At 71.9% G+C, this 18,667-nt stretch carries 14 protein-coding genes; 5 read left to right on the forward strand and 9 right to left on the reverse strand.

All coding sequences use genetic code 11. The features are described 5' to 3' along the window. Positions 1-74: 74 nt before the first annotated feature. From ACFWPT_RS06805 to ACFWPT_RS06840, 8 genes are all read right to left on the reverse strand, one after another. Positions 75-422 (reverse strand): MmcQ/YjbR family DNA-binding protein, encoded by a 348-nt coding sequence (locus ACFWPT_RS06805; RefSeq protein WP_063347451.1) that lies wholly within the window; start codon positions 420-422, stop codon positions 75-77. 96 nt (positions 423-518) lie between these two features. Beyond that, positions 519-2,840 carry a Dyp-type peroxidase gene (locus ACFWPT_RS06810; protein WP_380480093.1) on the reverse strand — a complete coding sequence of 774 codons (2,322 nt, stop codon included), beginning with the start codon at positions 2,838-2,840 and terminating at the stop codon, positions 519-521. Between the two features lie 37 nt (positions 2,841-2,877). Beyond that, the gene (locus ACFWPT_RS06815; RefSeq protein ID WP_380480095.1) at positions 2,878-4,809 is read right to left on the reverse strand and encodes a galactose oxidase-like domain-containing protein; all 1,932 of its coding nucleotides are present in this window, start codon (positions 4,807-4,809) and stop codon (positions 2,878-2,880) included. A gap of 253 nt (positions 4,810-5,062) precedes the next feature. Beyond that, a complete protein-coding gene (locus ACFWPT_RS06820; protein ID WP_380343806.1) occupies positions 5,063-6,292 on the reverse strand; it encodes an acyltransferase in 1,230 nt (409 codons plus the stop codon). A 39-nt stretch (positions 6,293-6,331) separates the two neighbouring features. Continuing rightward, complete coding sequence (locus ACFWPT_RS06825; protein WP_380480098.1) at positions 6,332-7,459, reverse strand: alpha/beta hydrolase; 1,128 nt, start codon at positions 7,457-7,459, stop codon at positions 6,332-6,334. 195 nt (positions 7,460-7,654) lie between these two features. Continuing rightward, a complete protein-coding gene (locus ACFWPT_RS06830; RefSeq protein ID WP_063347446.1) occupies positions 7,655-8,329 on the reverse strand; it encodes a response regulator transcription factor in 675 nt (224 codons plus the stop codon). Next, complete coding sequence (locus ACFWPT_RS06835; protein WP_380480100.1) at positions 8,326-9,630, reverse strand: sensor histidine kinase; 1,305 nt, start codon at positions 9,628-9,630, stop codon at positions 8,326-8,328. The genes ACFWPT_RS06830 and ACFWPT_RS06835 overlap by 4 nt, the downstream gene beginning before the upstream one ends. A gap of 187 nt (positions 9,631-9,817) precedes the next feature. After that, on the reverse strand, positions 9,818-10,507 hold the full coding sequence (locus tag ACFWPT_RS06840) for a TetR family transcriptional regulator (protein WP_063347444.1): 690 nt from the start codon (positions 10,505-10,507) through the stop codon (positions 9,818-9,820). Between the two features lie 215 nt (positions 10,508-10,722). Between ACFWPT_RS06840 and ACFWPT_RS06845 the strand changes: the two genes are divergently transcribed. After that, positions 10,723-12,327: an MFS transporter gene (locus ACFWPT_RS06845; RefSeq protein WP_380480102.1), complete on the forward strand. Its 1,605-nt coding sequence runs from the start codon at positions 10,723-10,725 to the stop codon at positions 12,325-12,327. 198 nt (positions 12,328-12,525) lie between these two features. Here the strand turns inward: ACFWPT_RS06845 and aceE are convergent, their stop codons facing one another. Beyond that, complete coding sequence (gene aceE, locus ACFWPT_RS06850) at positions 12,526-15,276, reverse strand: pyruvate dehydrogenase (acetyl-transferring), homodimeric type (RefSeq protein ID WP_380374941.1); 2,751 nt, start codon at positions 15,274-15,276, stop codon at positions 12,526-12,528. 517 nt (positions 15,277-15,793) lie between these two features. On the opposite strand from aceE, the gene ACFWPT_RS06855 reads away from it, so the two are divergent. The 4 genes from ACFWPT_RS06855 to ACFWPT_RS06870 all read left to right on the forward strand — a co-directional run bounded on the left by ACFWPT_RS06855 (position 15,794) and on the right by ACFWPT_RS06870 (position 18,624). After that, entirely contained in the window at positions 15,794-16,234 is a 441-nt protein-coding gene (locus ACFWPT_RS06855) for a DUF3052 domain-containing protein (RefSeq protein WP_063347441.1), read from the forward strand. A 291-nt stretch (positions 16,235-16,525) separates the two neighbouring features. Continuing rightward, a complete protein-coding gene (locus ACFWPT_RS06860; protein ID WP_380430457.1) occupies positions 16,526-16,984 on the forward strand; it encodes a peroxiredoxin in 459 nt (152 codons plus the stop codon). Between the two features lie 208 nt (positions 16,985-17,192). After that, complete coding sequence (locus ACFWPT_RS06865) at positions 17,193-17,768, forward strand: TerD family protein (protein ID WP_380374940.1); 576 nt, start codon at positions 17,193-17,195, stop codon at positions 17,766-17,768. A gap of 277 nt (positions 17,769-18,045) precedes the next feature. Beyond that, on the forward strand, positions 18,046-18,624 hold the full coding sequence (locus ACFWPT_RS06870; RefSeq protein ID WP_063347439.1) for a TerD family protein: 579 nt from the start codon (positions 18,046-18,048) through the stop codon (positions 18,622-18,624). The last annotated feature ends 43 nt before the right edge of the window (positions 18,625-18,667 follow it).

An 18,667-nucleotide genomic window follows, 5' to 3' on the forward strand; every position in this document is an offset into this window, starting at 1 on the left:
AGGGTGCCCGGAGAGGTGACGCGCCCGCCCAAACTGTGGGATGGCTCACATGAACCGGCGGTGTCGTTTCAGCGTCACAGAGTGGCCCGCACGTCGAATTCGCGCACCATCCGCTTGGGCGCCGTGCGCCGCCAGGCCTCGACGACGAGGTCGCGCAGCTCCTCCGGATCGACCAGGTCCAGCTGGACGCTCACCCAGCCGTGCCGCCCGACGTACGGCGCGCTGGAGAACACCTCGGGCTCGGCGGCGAGCAGTTCGGCCTGGTCCTCGGGGGAGGCCTTGACGGTGACGGAACGGCCCCCGGGCGCGCCCATCGCGAAGATCCGGCCGCGGATCCGCAGGGTCTCGATGTCCCAGGTCGGCTCCTGTGCGGCCTCCGGCAGGGCGAGCGCCATCGCGCGGAACTCCTCGAACGTCACCATGCCCGCAGCGTAGGGCAGGGGACCGACAGCGCGCCCCCCGGTGCACGCGGGGCGCACCGGGGGGCGGGTGGGGGCGGGTGGCCCGGGCCGGGCGGTTCAGAGCAGCGAGGACCAGGCGTCGCAGGAGCGGTCGCCGGAGACCAGCCGGTCCGGGTGGCCGCTGCCGTCGGCGATCGAGATCCGGCGGTAGCTCTGGCCGGAGAAGCACCAGAACTCGCTCCGGCCGCCGACCCGCTGGCAGTCCGGGACGGGCAGGAAGCAGTCCACCCGGCTCAGGCCGTTCAGCGAGCCCCACTGGGAGAGTTCGCGGTCGGTGCGCTCGCACACGTCGGTGTGCGCGGCGCCGTCGGCCACCGAGATCAGCCGGTAGCGCTGGCGGCCGCCGGTGGTGTGGAACGCCCAGTACCAGCTCTTGCCGCCGACCCGCTGCTGGTCGGGGACGGGCAGGAAGCAGTCCATCCGGTCGACGCCGCCCAGCGAGTTCCAGGCGCCGAGGTCGCGGTCCTGGCGCTCCACGGCGCTGGTCGTGGAGCCGCCGCCGCAGGTGATCGAGACGGCCCGGTACTGCTGGCGGCCGGCGGTGCTGTGGAACACCCAGTACCAGCTCTTGCCGTCCGGGTTCTGGAGGTCGGGCATCGGCAGGACGCAGTCGACCCGCCCGACGCCCTGCAGACACGTCCAGGCCGTCAGCCCGGTGTCGCCGTCGACCACGCGGTCGGTGTGGGCGGAGCCGTCGGCCACCGAGATCCGGCGGCACCGGTCGGCGTGGAACACCCAGTACTGGCTCTGGCCGCCCCTGCGCTGCTGGTCCGGGACGGCGAGGAACTCGTCGCAGGGGTACGCCTTGCCGGAGGCGGCCTGGCCGCCGCCGCCCTGCTGGGTCTGCCCGGTGGTCTGGCCGGACCCGCCGGTGAGCCGCCCGTCGCAGAGCGCCTTCAGGGTGCTGACGGACGGCATGAAGGCGTACACCGATCCGGTGGTCCGGACGAACTGCTGGAAGCTCAGCAGGGTGTGCTTGACCGTGCCGTCCGGATCCCGGCTCTCGAAGTCGACGTCCGGGGCCTCCTGGGTGACCGGGTCCTTGCCGGGCACCGGGTTGCGCTTGGGCGGGAAGTCCGGCTGGTCCATCCAGTCGGCCTGGATGAACTCGAACTGCCGGGCGATGTCCGCCTGGTAGCAGATGAACAGCAGGCCGCGCGGGTCGTCGGGGCCGCCCGGGCCCTCCGAGGCCGGGTCGAACGGCGAGCCGTACGGGGTGCCGCGGCGCATGATCCGACGGCCGTCGAGGGCGTTCGGGTCGAACGGCGGGTGGCTCGGGTCCTCCTGGAGGGCGGCGCGCGGGCTGGTCTTGCGCAGGTGCGACCAGAGCGGCGTGACCAGGCCCTCCAGGTCGTCCCGGAAGTCGAAGTCGTTGTCGTTGGAGGAGGTCGGGTCGTTCGGGGTGTCCCGGTCCTGGTGCTTGCAGACCGGGGCGCCGGAGCGCCAGCGGCCGACCATCCGGGCGGCCAGCCACTCGGTGGTGGCGTTGTCCGGGACGGCCTTGGCCAGCCGCAGCTCCTGGAGCTTGACCGAGACCTGCGACCACCAGCCGGGGACGTCCTGGGCGAGCCGGCGGACCACCTGGAAGGAGCCGTTGCGCGTCCAGTCCGGGTACTGGTCCTTGGGAAAGCTGAACGGGTCGTTGTCCTCGCCGCAGATGAACTCGCCGGCCGGGATGATCCGGGTGCCCCGGTGGCCCTCGACCTCGTCCGGGTTGTTCGGGTCCGGCCGGTCGAAGAAGCGCACGCCGGGCTCGCTGATGCCGTCCTTGAAGCCGAAGTGCTCCTTGCCGCGGCGGCTGCCCAGCAGGGTCTGGGCGTTCTGCTGGTAGGCGATCAGGACCCGGGCCTCGGCGGCCGCGATGCGCTGGGCCTCGATGGCCGCCTGGAGGTCCTTCTCGCTGTCCGCGGAGATCTTCAGCAGCGCGTGGACCGGCTGGTTCCTGCCGTTGCCGAACAGCCAGTTCTCCGGGGAGTTGTCGCCGCTGTCGCCGAGTGCGCCGGCCCGCTGCGCCGAGCCCTCCTTGAACGCCTCCAGGCCGCTGCCGATCGGCGGGGCCTGCGCGAACGGGTCGGTGGCGGAGAGCATCCGCATGCCCTCGTAGGTGAAGCTGACGCCCAGCCAGGTGGCCGTCAGCGACTTGGGGTCGTCGCCGCCGGAGGCGCTCCTGGCCTCGCTGAACGCCTCGTTGAACGTGGCGACCTGGCGGGTGGTGGCGATCTGCGGGACCAGCCGGCGCAGCCAGTCGCGGGCGCGCGCCGCGTCCTCGAACTTGAGGAACAGGACGCTGACGTTGTCCTTCCGGAAGCCGGCCAGGATGTCGCCCTGGATCTCGTCGCTCTGGCGCAGCCGCAGGTCGGTGGCCGTGGGGGTGCTCATGGGTGGGTCTTTCCTTCGCTGGGGGGCGGTTCGGGGGTCAGGCCGAGGAGCTGAGCTGGACCCACTGCGCGACGCTGGGCACGCCCTGGTCGTTGAGCAGGAAGAGCATGTACCAGCCGGGCGGCGCGGCCTTGGCGTCCGGCGGGGCCTGGAACTCCAGCCGGTTGCCGGCCCGGCTGGTGAGCCGCAGCTCGATGTGGCGCTGGCTGGTGTTGACCGAGTGGGTCGACGTGGTCGGCGCCAGCAGGACGGCCTTGGCGGCGAGCCCCGAGGTGGTGCTGGTGACGGTGAACTTCTTGTCGTAGCCGACCGGGGTGGTCGGCGCCCGGTCCAGCTGGGGCCGGCTGCCCTGGTTCAGGTAGGCGGGCTCGTAGATCTCGATGGTGCCGTTCATGGTGACGGGCCCCGTCGTGCCGGGGATGCCGCTCACCGTGCCGTTGACGTCCGGGTTGTTGGCGAGCTGCTGGAGTTCGTCGCCGGTCACCATCACGCGCCCGTCGGGCAGGACCACGGCGTTGGAGTGGTAGCCGCGCGGGAGCCGCTGGACCGGGCCGAGCTTCCAGTTGCCCTGGTCGTCGCGCAGTTCGACCTGGCGGTACTTGAGGTCGGCGTTGGGGTTGTACGGGCCGTTGCCGTAGTCGCGGATGTCGTACGCGCCGTTGACGGTCATCAGCCGGCCGTTGGGCAGCAGGAGGGTGTCGTCCTGGGTGCGGCCGAAGGCGCGGGACTTCTCGGCGGTCCAACTGCCGTTGGAGAAGCGCAGGGTGCTCGGGTTGTCGCGGTCGCCGCCGAGGATCAGGGCGGAGTCCGGGCCGTTGACGCCGCCGGGCAGCATGACCGCGGAGCCGTAGTTGCGCGGGCGGCCGTCCGGGCGGGCGGTGAGGTCGCTGCGGGACTCGGCGACCGGGTCGAACCTCCACTGCTCGGTGGGCTGGCGGCCGAAGCCGTAGACGTTGCCGTCGTTGAGCGAGAACAGGTGCGGGTAGTCCGTGGTGAACGGGGCGTCGGCCTTGAAGCGCTCCACCGGGGTGTTCTTCGGGGTGTCGTTCTTGCCCTGGGGGACGGGGAAGCCCTTGGCGGGGAAGCGCTCGACCACCGGGGTCGGGGTGCCGTGGCCGAGTTCGGACTGGCCGGACATGATCAGCTGCCGGCCGTCGGCGCCGGTCACCACCGAGGGGTACCAGCGGCCGACCGACATGTCGGGGTTGCGGGTCCAGGTCTCGGTCCACGGGTCGAAGACCAGCGACAGCTTGGCGCCGGTGCCGCCGTTGCCGCCGAGGTTCCCGCCGAAGACGCCGAGCATGCCGTTGGGCAGGAAGGAGTGGCCGGAGCAGAAGAACGGCACCGGGCGGGGCTCGTTGAGGCCGTCCGGCATGTCGGAGACCGGCGGGGTGACCTGTTTGAAGGCGTCCTTGCCGGTGCCCTTGGCCGGGTCCCAGAGGAAGGCCCGGCCGGCGTTCTCCTTGCCGGTGGTCTGGGTGGGGGCGGGTTCCTTCTCCGGGTTGGACTCGATCCGCTCGAAGGAGAACAGCAGCACCTTGCCGGTCGGCAGCAGCGCGACGTGGTCGCCGAAGTCGGGGGAGGAGAAGTACTCCTTGAACGTGCCGAACACCGCCGGGTCGAAGCCGGCGTTGGTGCTGGCCTGGGAGGCCGTCAGCGCGTTGTACCGGTTGGTGCGGGTGGTCTGCGGGTAGTCGCCGATGCCGCGGATGGCGGCGCGGGCCCGGGCGTGCTCCTCGGCGTGCTCGGGGCCGAGCGCGGCGACCTCGTCGTCCCGCATCTCGGCCATCACCCGGGGTGAGGCGATGTGCGGGGTGAGGTCGTTCTGGCCGGGGGTGGCCGGCCCGCCGTGGGCGGTGGCCGGGCCGACGGCGGCGAGCAGGGTGCCGGTGGTCACCGCGCAGACCACGGCGGTGGCCGACAGCCGGCGGCGGGCCCGGCGCCGTGGCTGCGGTGCGGACGGGGACATGGATCTCCTCGGGGAGGGGGTGGGCGGGGAGGGTGGCGAATGCGGACGGACGGGCCGTGGGCGGGCGCGGTCCAGCGATGGTCGCCGACCGTCACAGGAGATCACAGTGCGTGGTGGTTCGCATGCGGATGCATCCCGCTGCGGACCCCTGCGACGGGCGGCCCCGGAGTGGCCGTGGACCGGTCCCGGAACGGCCGAAGGGGCGCGGACCGATCGGTCCGCGCCCCTCCTGTGCCTCACTCTCCGGCGCAGGTCACACCATGCCCAGCGCGTACGCGGCGAACAGCGCCGCACCCGCCGCGGCCAGTGCCTTCCCGGCCCGGGAGAAGGCCGTCCACGGCCCGTCGAACCGCCGGGTGAACCACCCGATCGCCACCAGCACGGCCCCGAACAGCGGAAGCAGCGCCACCCGGACGGCCACCCAGCCGATCGAGTCCGGCGCGGTGGTCAGCCCCGGCACGGCGCCCAGGCCGGCCGCGCCGGGCACCGCCACCGCGAGCATCGCGCTCTGGTGCCAGCAGAAGATCGTCATCGCCGAGAGGTTGACCGCCACCACCGGCAGCCACAGCAGCGGACGGCGGGTCAGCAGCCGGCCCAGCCGATCCCGCAGCAGCACCGCGGCGCCGCACTGCGTCGCCGCCAGGGCCAGCACCAGCAGGGACGGCGGGTGCGAGTTGGTCCGCTCCATCCCGGGCACCCCGACCATGCTGGCCGGGTAGTGGAACGCCAGCAGCAGCGTGGCGAACAGCGCGCCACCGCCGACCAGCAGCACCCGGGCCACCGGGCGGCCGAGCCGGCCCTGCGCCCACAGCACGCCCAGCTGGTAGCCGAACAGCCAGCCCGGCAGGATGTTCAACAGCCCGACCCAGGACGGCACCGCCTCCGCCCACGGCCCGTACCGCAGCAGGTCGACGGCGGCGACGGCGGCCACCAGGACGCCCGCCGACCAGCCGCCCAGCCGGCGCCCGGCCGCCACGCACAGCGGGGTGAGCGCGGTCAGCCCCAGGTAGACCGCGATGTACCAGAGCGGCTGCACCACCAGCGTCGCGCCGGTCCGCACGGTGTCCCCGGGGACGCCGAGCGCGGGCAGCAGCGCGATCAGCAGCGCCCAGACGGCCGTCACCCCCAGCACCGGGCGCAGCAGCCGCACCGACCGGCCGCGCAGCCAGCCCAGGTACGTCACGCCCTTGGCCCGGGCCCGCTCCAGCGACTGGACCGAGGAGTGGCCGCCGACCAGGAAGAACACCCCGAGCATCTGGAGCACCCAGCTGATCGGGGCGAGGCCGCCGAGCGAGGAGAGCGGGCTCGCGTTGTGCAGGGCGCCGTCGGCGGAGAGCGTGAAGCCGCCGAGCAGCCAGTGCCCGACCGGCACGGCGAGCAGGGCGAGGGCGCGCAGCCCGTCCAGGGCGCGGTCGCGGGTCTCGGGGGTGCGGGCGTCGACCTGGTGGGCGGCGCGGCGCAGGGCGGTCAGCGGGTGGGCCATGGCGGTGCTCCTTTCGGTGAGGCGGTCAGCGGTCAGCGGTCAGCGGTCGAGGCCGAGGGCGATGGCGGCGAAGGCGGTGAGCGAGGCGGTGCCGGGGGCGAAGTAGCCGGCGTGGCCCTCGGATCCGGTGGCGGGCAGCGGGCGGGCGCCGAAGCCGGGGGCGGTCGGGTCGGCGCCGTGGCCGAGGCCGAGCACCGAGACGTAGGGGACCCGGCCGATCCAGTCGGAGTCGTTGCGGGCGGTGGCCCAGAGCGGGACGCGCGGGTCGAGGGCGGCGGCCGAGCCGACGCCCATCCCGGGCGAGCCGAGGACGACCACGCCGGAGGCCTGGTCGGGCCCGGGGCGGGCCAGCCCGCAGACCACCGAGCCGTAGCTGTGGCAGAACACCGTGGCCGGGGCCTGCGGGCGGGTGGTGACGGCGAGTCCGTCGAGCAGCCGGGTGAGCCGCGCGGCCCCGGCCCGGGCCAGGTCCTCGGTGGCGGCGCCCAGGCCGATCCCGACCGGGGTGGTGTAGCCGGTCCAGGCGATCACGGCGCTCTGCCGGTCGGTGGCCCGGTAGAGCGAGCGGGCCATGCCGGCGGGGGTGCCGTACGAGCCGGGGGAGCGGTCGAAGTTCTCCAGGTCGTTGTCCGAGCCGGGGACGACGACGGCGGTGCGGCGGGCGGTGGCGAGGTCGCCGAAGACCTCGGCGACCTCGCCGCGATCGCGCGGGTCGAAGACGAGGATCCGGCGGTCGCCGTCCAGCAGGGCGCGGTAGCGCTCGGCGCGGGTGCGGGCCTGCTCGTGGTCCTGCGGGGTGAGCGCCGGGTCGGTGGCCCGGGCGAGTTCGCGGCCGAGCTCCGCGGTGAGGGCCAGCGTGTTGGCCCGGTACCGGAGTTGGACCGGGGCGCCGTCCAGGTTGCCGACCACCAGCGGGTGCCGGACGGCCAGCGCGTTCTGCTGGGTGGGCGTCAACTCGGCGAAGAACGCGGCGACTTCGGCCGGGGTGGCGGTGGCCGGGTCGGGCGGGTGGAGGCCGAGCGCGGTGTCGGCCACCCAGGCGGCGCTGCCCGGCGGCGGGCCGGTGACGGCCTGTTGGGCGTCCGTGGAGAAGCCGCCGAGACCGAGCACCGCGGCCAGCATCACCGTACTGGCCGCGATGGCTCTCTTGACCCGAAACTTCCCCATGTCCGGCCCCTCCCTGATCCGTTCGACTTCGACGGAAAGGAAGGTAGAAATGCGACGGCCCCGCGGACGTCACACCGCGGGGCCAACTCCCGGGTGCTACCGGGGTACTACTCGGGGTATCGCTCGGGGTACCACGGGGGGTGTCTCCGGACCGGAGCCGTCGGGCTGGAGCCGCCGAGGGTCACCGGACCGGCGTCACTGGCCGGGCGTCACGAGGCCGGACTCGTAGGCGAGGACGACGGCCTGGGCGCGGTCGCGCAGGTCGAGCTTGGCGAGGATGCGCCCGATATGGGTCTTGACGGTCTGCTCGGCCAGGACCAGCCGGCCGGCTATCTCCTGGTTGGACAGGCCGCGGGCGATCAGCTCCAGCACCTCGGTCTCACGCGGGGTGAGGCCGTTGAGCCGCAGTTTGGGGTCGCGCCGCCGGGCCGGCCGGTTGCGGGCGAAGTCCTCGATCAGCCGGCGGGTCACCGAGGGGGCGAGCAGCGCCTCGCCGGCCGAGACCACCCGGACCGCGGAGATCAGGTCGGCCGGCGGGGCGTCCTTGAGCAGGAAGCCGCTGGCCCCGGCGCGCAGCGCCTCGTACACGTAGTCGTCCACGTCGAAGGTGGTCAGCATCATCACCTTGGGCCGGTGCGCGCCGGGGACGGCGGGGTCGAGCAGTCGGCGGGCGGCCTCCAGGCCGTCCATGACGGGCATGCGGACGTCCATCAGCACCAGGTCCGGGTGGGTGCGGCCGCTCACCTCCAGGGCCTGCGCGCCGTCGGCCGCGTCCCCCACCACGTCGATGTCGCTCTGGGCGTTGAGCAGGGCGGCGAAGCCGGCCCGCACCATGGCCTGGTCGTCGACGATGATCACGCGGATGGTCATGCGGGCTTCTCCCGGGGGGTTTCGAGGGGCAGGACGGCGGCGACCTTGTAGCCGCCGTCCGGCATCGGGCCGGTCTCCAGCCTGCCACCGACCAGCCGGGCGCGTTCCCGCATTCCGATCAGCCCCTGTCCGGTGCCCTCCATGGAGGCCTCCAGCGACTCGGTGTGCTGGGGCGGGGGCGTGTTCACCACGGTCAGCAGCAGGGTGGCGCCCTCGTCGACCAGGGATATCCGGGCCCGCGAGCCGGGCGCGTGGCGCACCACGTTGGCCAGCGCCTCCTGCACGATCCGGTACGCGGACAGGGCGACTGCCTTCGGCACCGCCTCGGCCAGCCCCGGATCCACCGTCAGTTCGGCCGGGACCCCGGCCCGTCCCACCGTCTCGATCAGCTGCGGCAGTTGCTCGATCCCGGGCTGCGGCACCTTCTCGGCGGCGGACTCCTCGCTGCGCAGCACGCCGAGCAGTCGGCGCATCTCGGTCAGCGACTCGCGGGCGGTGCCGGCGATGGCGGTGAACTCCTCGGTGGCCGCGGCCGGTACGCCGGTGATCCGGTACGGCGCGCTGGCCGCCTGCACGGCGATCACCGACATGTGGTGGGCGACCACGTCGTGCAGTTCCCTCGCGATCCGGGCGCGCTCCTCCAGCAGGGTGCGCCGCTCGCGTTCGGCCTCGCTGATGTGCTCCTGTTCGGCGAGCAGCCGGCGGGCCTCGGCGCGGTCCTGGACGGCCCAGCCGAGCAGCAGGGCGGCGCCGCCGAGGGCGACCAGCAGCATGGTGGTGCCGTCGTCGGCGTGCGGGAAGCCGAGCGTGGTGGTGAGGAGGGTGAGCAGGATCGTGGCGATCCAGACCGCGATCAGGGTGGCCCGGCTCTCCCGCAGCGCGAGCGCGATCAGCAGGAAGACGTACGCCAGGATCATCGGCGCCGTCCACGGCCAGGTGCCGCCGAGCTGGTGGTGCCGGGCGGTGATGGAGGCCGTGGTGACGAGGGTGGCCGCGCTGATCCACCAGGCGGCCAGCGGCCGGGTGATGGCGAGCAGCAGCGGCGCGGTCTGGGCGATGGTGAGCGCGCCGGCGATGGGCACGGCGACGCCGTAGAAGTCGACCAGGGCGACGATCCCGGTGGGGATCAGCGAGGCCTGCATGATCAGCGCGACGACGTACGGCAGTCGGCGCAGCCAGGCCCGGGGCGAGTCCCCGAGCAGCGGGGTGGACCCGCCGGTCGGGGTGGTGAGGTGGTGCCGGAGCGAGCGGAGCAGCCGGAGGGCCTGCGCGCGGACTTCGGTCGTGGTGATCGTCTTCATCGCGGGCCAGCCTAAGAGGGTGCCGACCGCCCGTCGTCGCACTGGGGTCGAACATCGGAGTGCTACCGGAGTAGGGGGTGCTACCCGGGTACTACTGCTCCCGGCACGGTTCCGGGGCCGGGAGCGGTGCCCGCGGTACTACTGCGGGCCGGTATTGCTGCGGGCCGGTACTACCGCGTGGCCGGTGCTACTGCGGGCCGGTGCGCCAGTGGCCGGCCAGGGCCGGGCCGAGCTGGTCGAAGTGGCGCTCGATGACGGCGACCATGCCCTCGGGCCCGGCGGGCTCCTGGTCGGGGGTCCAGGACAGGTGGGCGGCGCGCAGCACGCTGCCGAAGACGGCGGCGAGCACGGTGGGCCGCAGGTCCTCGGCCGGGTCGAGGCCCTCGCGTTCGGCGATTACCCGGACGACCACCCGTTCCTGCTCGGTGACCCGGCGCAGGTGGGTGGCGAGCAGGGTGGGGGTCTCCTCGATCATCCGCATCAATTCGAGGGCGGTGGTGATCGAGCGGGGGCCGCTGCGGTGTTCGGCGCCGAGTTCGCGCCAGGACTGGACGATCGCGGCGCGCAGGGCCTGGAGCGGGGACTCGTGGGCCGGGCGGCGGCACAGGCACTCGATGAAGTAGTCCTCGGCGTCGGCCATCACGGCGAGCGCGACCTCGTCCTTGTTGGCGAAGTAGCGGAAGAAGGTGCGCTGGGAGACCTCGACGGCGGAGGCGATCTCGTCGACGGTGGTGCGGGCGAAGCCCTGGCCGAGGAAGAGCACGTGGGCGGCCTGGACGAGGGCGTCCCTGGTCTGCTGCTTCTTGCGCTCGCGCAGCCCTGGCAGCCGTTCGGGGGTGCCCGGGGCGGCGGTGGGGGTGGGGGTGCGAGCGGCCATGGCGGGGCCTTCCGAGCGCGTGCGGGCGGGGTGAGGAGCACAACCTTAGCGCTCTGACAAATGTCAGCCAGAGCCAGAAGTCAGTGTTTGCCGAATGTCAGTGGCTGACATAATCTGCCGGAAGTGGCGCTCGCCGACCGGGCACTCGTGGGGACGGGTGGGTCGCGGCGCCACGCCCACGTTCCGTTCTCTGCCACGCCCCCGGAGGGCCCCAGATGAGCCAGTCCGTCGTCAAGAACGCCAAGGCGGACGTCCCGCCGCAGCGCACGCCACCGGGCGGGGGAGGGCTCAAGGGGCACCCCTGGCTGACCCTGCTGACCGTCGCGGTCGGCGTGATGATGGTCGCCCTGGACGGCACGATCGTCGCCATCGCCAACCCCGTCATCCAGGCGGACCTGAAGGCCGCGCCCTCCGAGATCCAGTGGGTGACCAGCGGCTACCTGCTGGCCCTGGCGGTCTTCCTGATCACGGCCGGCAAGATCGGCGACCGGTTCGGCCACAAGAACACCTTCCTGGTCGGCGCCGTCGGCTTCGCCGCCACCTCGGCCGCGATCGGCTTCGCCGGCAACATCCAGACCGTGATCGCCTTCCGGGTGCTCCAGGGCCTGTTCGGCGCGCTGCTCCAGCCGGCCGCGCTCGGCCTGCTGCGCGGCGCCTTCCCGGCCGAGAAGCTCAACATGGCGATCGGCATCTGGGGCGGTGTGATCGGCGCCTCCACCGCGGCCGGCCCGATCGTCGGCGGCCTGCTGGTCGAGCACGTCAACTGGGAGTCGGTCTTCTTCATCAACATCCCGGTCGGCCTGATCGCGCTCGGCCTCGGCCTGTGGATCCTCAAGGACGTACGGGCCGAGAAGGCCGCCAAGTCCTTCGACCTGCCCGGGATCGCGCTGCTCTCGGTGGCGATGTTCGCGCTGGTCTTCGGCATCATCAAGGCCCCCGAGTGGGGCTGGGGCGACGCCCGCACGCTGCTGTTCCTGGGCGGCGCGGTGGTCCTGATGGTGCTCTTCGCGTTCTGGCAGGCCCGGGCGAAGGAGCCGCTGATCCCGCTCAGCCTGTTCCGTTCGGTGCCGCTGTCGGCGGGCACCCTGCTGATGGTGCTGATGGCCTTCGCGTTCTTCGGCGCGATCTTCTTCGTGACCTTCTACTTGCAGAACGTGCACGGGATGTCGCCGGTGTCCGCCGGCGTCCACCTGCTGCCGATGACCGGCATGATGATCATCGGTTCGCCGGTGGCGGGCATCGCGATCGGCAAGCTCGGCCCGCGGATCCCGATCGTGGCCGGCATGCTGATCACCACCACCGCGATGTTCGGCATGTCCACCCTGGACGCGGGCTCCGGCACCGGCGTGATGTCGCTCTGGTTCGTCCTGATGGGCCTCGGCATCAGCCCGGTCATGGTCGGCGCCACCGAGGTGATCGTCGGCAACGCCCCGCTGGAGCTGTCCGGTGTGGCCGGCGGCCTCCAGCAGGCCGCGATGCAGGTCGGCGGCAGCCTCGGCACCGCGGTGCTCGGCGCGCTGATGGCGGCCAAGGTCGGGGACGTGCTGCCCGGCAACTGGGCCAAGGCCGGCCTGCCGCCGGTCCAGGGCGCCGAGGCCGAGGGCCTCAAGCAGGCCGCGCAGCTCGGCATCGTCCCGCCGGCCCCGGCCGGCACCCCGCAGCAGGCGGTGGACGCGATGGCCGGCGCCGTGCACGACTCCTTCGTCAGCGGCATGTCGCTCGCCTTCGCGGTCGCCGCCGTGGTGGCCTTCGGCGCCGCCGTGCTCGGCCTGCTCACCCGCCGCGGCACCGTCGACGCGGGCCCGGCCGTCCACATCTGATCCCGCGCCACGTCTGATCCCCGCGCGATCAGTGACCAGCGGCCAACGACCAACGGCCCCGGACTCGACCGAGTCCGGGGCCGCTGCGTGCCGTCATCCGCCGCCGCGGGCGGGTGGGACTGCCCGGGTGCACCCGGGGACGCCGAAGGGCCGGACCTCCGTGCTCGGAGGCCCGACCCTTCATGGTCTAGCGGGTGATCAGGCGTCGCCGCCGGCGGCGCCCGGGTCGGCTGCGGCCACGTCGAGCAGCTGGTAGCGGTCGATCGCGTCCTTCAGCGCGCTGCGGTCGACCTTGCCCTGCTTGGCGAGCTCGGTGAGCACCGCCAGGACGACCGACTGCGCGTCGATGTGGAAGAAGCGACGGGCCGCACCGCGGGTGTCGGCGAAGCCGAACCCGTCGGCGCCGAGCGACTGGTACTGACCGGGCACCCAGCGGGAGATCTGGTCCGGCACCGCGCGCATCCAGTCGGACACGGCGACGACCGGGCCCTCGGCACCCTGGAGCTTCTGGGTGACGTACGGCACGCGCTGCTGCTCCTCGGGGTGCAGCAGGTTGAACTCCTCGGCCTCCACCGCGTCGCGGCGCAGCTCGTTCCAGGAGGTCGCGGACCAGACGTCGGCCTTGACGTTCCATTCCTCGGCGAGGATGCGCTGGGCCTCCAGGGCCCACGGCACGGCCACGCCGGAGGCGAGGATCTGGGCCGGGATCTGGCCGGCGGTGCCCGGCGCGTACTTGTGCAGACCCTTGAGGATGCCCTCGACGTCCACGTTCTCGGGCTCGGCCGGCATCTTGATCGGCTCGTTGTAGACGGTCATGTAGTAGAACACGTCCTCGCCGTGCGGGTGCTCGGCACTGGTGCCGTACATCCGCCGCAGACCGTCCTGGACGATGTGCGCGATCTCGAAGCCGTACGCCGGGTCGTACGCGACGACGCCGGGGTTGGTCGAGGCCAGCAGCTGCGAGTGGCCGTCGGCGTGCTGGAGGCCCTCGCCGGTCAGCGTGGTGCGGCCGGCGGTGGCGCCGATCACGAAGCCGCGGGCCAGCTGGTCGGCCATCTGCCAGAACTGGTCGCCGGTGCGCTGGAACCCGAACATCGAGTAGAAGACGTACACCGGGATCAGCGGCTCGCCGTGGGTGGCGTAGGAGGAGCCGGCGGCGATCAGCGAGGCGGTGCAGCCGGCCTCGGAGATGCCGTCGTGCAGCATCTGGCCGGTCGGCGACTCCTTGTAGGCCAGCAGCAGGTCGCGGTCGACCGACTCGTAGGTCTGGCCGAGCGGGTTGTAGATCTTCGCCGACGGGAAGAGCGAGTCCATGCCGAAGGTGCGGTACTCGTCGGGCGCGATCGGCACGAAGCGGTTGCCGATGCCCTTGTCCCGCATGAGGTCCTTGAGCACCCGGACGAACGCCATGGTGGTGGCGATGGTCTGGTTGCCGGAGCCCTTCTTGACCGCCTTGTACGCGTCGTCGCCGGGCAGTTCCAGCTGACGCGGGCGCACCTTGCGGGTCGGCACGTAGCCGCCCAGCTCGCTGCGGCGGTCGTGCATGTACTGGATCTCTTCCGAGTCGCGGCCCGGGTGGTAGTAGGGCGGGTAGCCCTCGTCGAGCTGCTTGTCGGTGATCGGCAGGTGCAGCCGGTCGCGGAAGCGCTTCAGGTCCTCGACCGTCAGCTTCTTCATCTGGTGGGTGGCGTTGCGGCCCTCGAAGTTGGGGCCGAGCGTCCAGCCCTTGACCGTCTGGGCGAGGATGACCGTCGGCTGGCCCTGGTGCTCGCGGGCCGCCTTGAACGCCGCGTAGATCTTCTTGTGATCGTGGCCGCCGCGACCCAGGTGCTGGACCTGCTGGTCGGTCATGCTCTCGACCATCTTGCGCAGGCGCAGGTCGCTGCCGAAGAAGTGCTCGCGGATGTACTGGCCGGTCTCGGTGGCGTAGGTCTGGAACTGGCCGTCCACCGTGGTGTTCAGCTTGTTGACCAGGACGCCGTCGCGGTCCTGCGCGAGCAGCGGGTCCCAGCTGCGGTCCCAGACCAGCTTGATCACGTTCCAGCCGGCGCCCCGGAACTGGGACTCCAGCTCCTGGATGATCTTGCCGTTGCCGCGGACCGGGCCGTCCAGGCGCTGCAGGTTGCAGTTGACCACGAAGGTCAGGTTGTCGAGGCCCTCGCGCGAGGCCAGCGACAGCTGGCCCAGCGACTCCGGCTCGTCCATCTCGCCGTCGCCGAGGAAGGCGTAGACCTGCGAGTCGGAGGTGTCCTTGATCCCGCGGTGCTCCAGGTAGCGGTTCATCCGGGCCTGGTAGATCGCGCCGAGCGGGCCGAGGCCCATGGACACGGTCGGGAACTCCCAGAAGTCCGGCATCAGCCGCGGGTGCGGGTAGCTGGAGAGGCCGTACGGGGCCTTCGACTTCTCCTGGCGGAACGCGTCGAGCTGCCGCTCGGACAGTCGGTCCAGCAGGAACGCGCGGGCGTAGATGCCGGGGGAGGCGTGGCCCTGGAAGAAGATCTGGTCGCCGGACTCGCCCTCGGCGTCCTTGCCGCGGAAGAAGTAGTTGAAGCCGACGTCGTACAGCGACGCGGAGGAGGCGAAGGTGGCGATGTGCCCGCCCACGCCGATGCCCGGGCGCTGCGCCCGGGAGACCATCACGGCCGCGTTCCAGCGGGTCGCGTTGAGGATCTTGCGCTCGATCTCCTCGTTGCCGGGGAAGAACGGCTCGTCCTTGGTCGCGATGGTGTTGACGTAGTCCGTGCTGCGCATCTCGGGCACGGCGACACGCTTCTCGCGGGCGCGCTCGATCAGGCGGAGCATCAGGTAGCGGGCGCGCTCGCGCCCCCGCTCGTCGATGGCCGCGTCAAGCGACTCCAGCCATTCCGCGGTCTCCTCGGGATCGAAGTCCGGGACCTGACTCGGAAGGCCGCCAATGATGATCGGGTTGCGATCGGATCCGGAAGCCACGCTGTTCCTTCACTGTCGGTCGAAACTGAGGTGTGTCGCGCCGCCTCCATCGTGCTACCGCGCTCGGAGATCCGTCATCTCTACCGATCGGTAACCGTTCCGCCTGGTGGGCGGGACGGTCTGGCGGTGCGCGGTCCGGGCGACTTCGCCCGCCCCGCACACCCCCGGGTGCTACGTACAGAGGTGGTCCGACCTGGTGTCCCGTCCGCCCGATGGCGGGCGGCCGGGGTGAGGGCCAACAGGAGACTCTACGCCCGCGCACGCGCGGACCCGAATGCCGTTCGTATCTCGGGCATCCGTACGCCCTGTGGGCCGGGACCACCCGAAGCATCCTTGTCCCATGCAGAGAAGGGCAAATCGGTGTGATTCCCGACACATCGAACGGCGTGTCCCCGCTGTGGCACGTCAACCTTTGGGGGGGATCGGGGGTCGGGTACTTGCGCGAACCGCCGCGCCCGTGTGGACTACGGCCACAGCCTCGGCATGGATGCCGGGCCGAATACTGGAGGTTATTCCCGTGAGCGCGACCGCGGACCCCGCGGACAAGTCCAACCCGGCGACCCGTCTCGGCTTCGAAGAAGGCCAGATCATCCAGGAGCTGGGGTACGACGACGACACTGACCAGGATCTCCGCGAAGGCATCGAGGAGCTCACCGGGACGGATCTCGTCGACGAGGACTACGACGACGTCGCCGACGCCGTTCTGCTGTGGCACCGCGACGACGACGGGGACCTCACCGACTCCCTCGTCGATGCCTTGGAGTACCTGGCCGAGGGCGGTCTGATCTGGCTGCTGACGCCCAAGACCGGGCGTGACGGCCACGTCGAGGCGTCCGACATCGCGGACGCGGCCCGCACCGCCGGTCTCTCCCAGACCAGCTCGATCGCGGTCGCCAAGGACTGGGCGGCCACCCGGCTCGCCACCAAGTCCACGGCCAAGCCGGGCGGCAAGCGCTGAGCGGGCTCTGAGGCCCCGCACCGGGCCCCGCTGGAGGATCCCTCCAGCGGGGCCCGATCGTTTTCCGGGGTCCGGAACCGGGGGCGGCGCCCGCCCGTGTCATCACGGAGCGTGTTCACCCGGGGTCGCGTCGGCCTCGGAGCCGGCCCGGAAACGCGTTCGCCCAGGGCGAAAGCGGTGAAGCGTGCGGGTGCCGCCCTCATCCATTCGGCGGAACGTGCCCGAACGGATGCGAGGATGGCGCTGTCCGCGCCGCCCGCGCGGCACGGTCGCGTCAGAAAGGTCACGTCCATGGCCATCGAGGTCGGCACCGAGGCTCCGGACTTCGAGCTCAACAACCAGCACGGCGAAGCGGTCCGCCTCTCCGACTTCCGGGGCGAGCGGAACGTCGTCCTGGTCTTCTACCCGTTCTCCTTCACCGGCGTCTGCACCGGCGAGCTCGGCGCCATCCAGCGGGAGCTGGCGCAGCTGCAGAACGACCGGGTCCAGGTGCTCGGCGTCTCCTGCGACTCGCAGTTCACCCAGCGCGTCTTCGCCGACCGCGAGGGCCTGGAGTTCCCGCTGCTGGCCGACTTCTGGCCGCACGGCGAGGTCGCCCGCGCCTACGGCGTCCTCGACGAGCGGAAGGGCTGCCCCGTGCGCGGCACCTTCGTGATCGACACGGCGGGCACGGTGCGCTGGAGCGTCGTCAACGACCTCCCGGACGCCCGGGACGAGCAGGAGTACCTGAAGGCCCTCGACGCCCTCTGAGGCCCCGCGTGGAGGCCCGTGGCGGTGGCCGCGGGCCCGGTCCCGCGAACTTCGAACAGCCGCGCCGGGCCCGTTCGCACGTCCGGACGGGAACCGCGCACTACGCTCGGTCCGTTGGTCGGGTGGGGCACGTGAGCCGCTCGCCGGCCGGCGCCTCGAACCGCACCACGGGGGCACCAGGGCGTGCCTCCCGATTCTTGGAGGACAAGTGGGTGTCAGCCTGAGCAAGGGCGGCAATGTCTCGCTCACCAAGGAGGCCCCGGGGCTTTCGGCCGTGGTCGTCGGCCTGGGCTGGGACGTCCGGACCACCACCGGGACGGACTTCGACCTGGACGCCAGCGCGCTGCTCTGCAACGAGCAGGGCAAGGTCGCCTCGGACGGGAACTTCGTCTTCTTCAACAACCTGAAGAGCGCGGACGGCTCCGTCGAGCACACCGGTGACAACCGCACCGGCGAGGGCGAGGGCGACGACGAGGCGATCAAGGTCAGTCTGGTCGGCGTCCCGGCGGACGTGCAGAAGATCGTCTTCCCGGTGTCGATCTACGACGCCGAGAACCGCGGGCAGAACTTCGGCCAGGTGCGCAACGCGTTCATCCGCGTGGTGAACCAGGCCGACAACACGGAGCTGGCCCGCTACGACCTCTCCGAGGACGCCTCCACCGAGACCGCGATGGTCTTCGGCGAGCTGTACCGCAACGGCGCCGAGTGGAAGTTCCGGGCCATCGGCCAGGGCTACGCCTCCGGCCTGCGCGGCATCGCCCAGGACTTCGGCGTCAACGTCTGACCGGACGACACCGGGCGACACCGGGCGACACGACACGGGACGACACCGGGCGACACGGGACGGCGCCGGACGGCGGCCGGTCGCCCGGCGCGGGAGCCTTGTACGGGGCGGCCCCGGACCTTCAGAGGTCCGGGGCCGCCCCGGCTTCGTGCCGGCTCCGTGCGCTGCGAGGATGTGAGTTCAGGAAGTTCAGCCGGCCAAACGGGGCCGGCCCGGGCCGTGGGGGACTACACCTTGTAGGCGCGCCCCGGGAGAAGGCAAGGGAGGAAGAACAGTCATGGTGGTCACGCTCGCCAAGGGCGGGAACGTCTCGCTCACCAAGGCCGCGCCGAACCTGACGCAGGTCCAGATCGGCCTCGGCTGGTCCGCCCGTTCGACCACGGGCGCACCGTTCGACCTCGATGCGAGCGCCCTGATCTGTGGTGGCGGCCGGGTGCTCGGTGACGAGTACTTCGTCTTCTACAACAACCTCAAGAGCCCCGAGGGCTCGGTCGAGCACACCGGTGACAACCTCACCGGCGGCGAGGACGACGGCGACGACGAGGTGGTCCTGGTCAACCTGGACCTGGTGCCGGCGCAGGCGGACAAGGTGGTCTTCGCGGTGTCGATCTACGACGCCGAGGCGCGGCTGCAGAACTTCGGGCAGGTCCGCAACGCCTACATCCGGGTCGCCAACTCCCTCGACGGCCAGGAGATCGCCCGTTACGACCTGTCCGAGGACGCGTCCAGCGAGACCGCGATGATCTTCGGCGAGCTGTACCGCTATGCGGGCGAGTGGAAGTTCCGCGCGGTGGGCCAGGGCTACGCCTCCGGCCTGCGCGGCATCGCCCTCGACTTCGGCGTAAACGTACAGTAAGGGCGAAAAGGCGAAAATAAGAACAATCGCACCCAACCTACGA

It is taken from the genome of Kitasatospora sp. NPDC058478, assembly GCF_042720345.1.
Classification (GTDB): Bacteria; Actinomycetota; Actinomycetes; order Streptomycetales; family Streptomycetaceae; genus Kitasatospora.